Source organism: Bacterioplanes sanyensis, from assembly GCF_014652515.1.
Taxonomy (GTDB): domain Bacteria; phylum Pseudomonadota; class Gammaproteobacteria; order Pseudomonadales; family Oceanobacteraceae; genus Bacterioplanes; species Bacterioplanes sanyensis.
Window position 1 is genome coordinate 1 of the sequence record NZ_BMYY01000034.1, and the last position, 805, is coordinate 805.

Consider the following 805-nt stretch of genomic DNA (forward strand, 5'->3'; position numbering starts at 1 on the left):
GTGCGCCCAAAATCTGCAGAAATGCAGTTTTTGGGCAAAAATAAGGCCCGAATAAGGGCCTAGTGGTCCATGCGGTTAATTCTGTAACGATTGTTTTGCCCGCTCGACCGAAGCCAGAATTTGGCCGGCAGGCTTCGTCCATTTGAACGGCTTCGCACTCTCCGCATTATGGGCTCTGATAAAGTTCTCCAGCTCCATCTTTACTTCTGAAACACTGGTGAATACTCCGCGATACAACGCTCGGCGTTCCAGTTGAGAAAACCAGCCCTCCACGGCGTTCAGCCACGAGGAGCTGGTCGGAGTGAAGTGTAGATGGATGCGAGGATTAGCTTCGACCCACTCCCGAACTTCTTTTGTTTTATGCGCGCTGAGGTTGTCCAAGATTATGTGGAGATCTTTATTCGAATATGTACGCCGATCAACCAGCTTCAAGAAGGATAAAAACTCCTTGCTGTTTGTCCGGTCTGCTACTTTTCCGATCACTTTGCCCGTCAAAGTATTAAAGGCTGCGTACAAACTGACCGTTCCGTGTCTTTTGTAATCGTGCGTCCGGCTTCCAATCCGGCTTGGATTGAGGGGAAGACCTGGTTGTGTTCGATCCAGAGCTTGAATCTGTGTTTTTTCATCAACACTTAGAACAATGGCGTTTTCTGGTGGATTCATATACAAACCCACGATATCTACTACCTTATCAGAGAACTTTGGATCATTACTGATCTTGAACGTTTTCAATCGGTGTGGTCGTAAATCTGCGGCTGCCCAGATCTGCCGAACTTGCCAAGGCGTTATTTCCGCGTACTTGGCC

General features: G+C 48.2%; 1 protein-coding gene. It reads right to left on the reverse strand.

All coding sequences use genetic code 11. From position 1 onward, the window contains the following. Nucleotides 1-75 precede the first annotated feature (75 nt). A partial coding sequence (locus IE090_RS17755) for an IS630 family transposase (protein ID WP_189390453.1) occupies nucleotides 76-805 on the reverse strand: 730 nt, incomplete at its 5' end.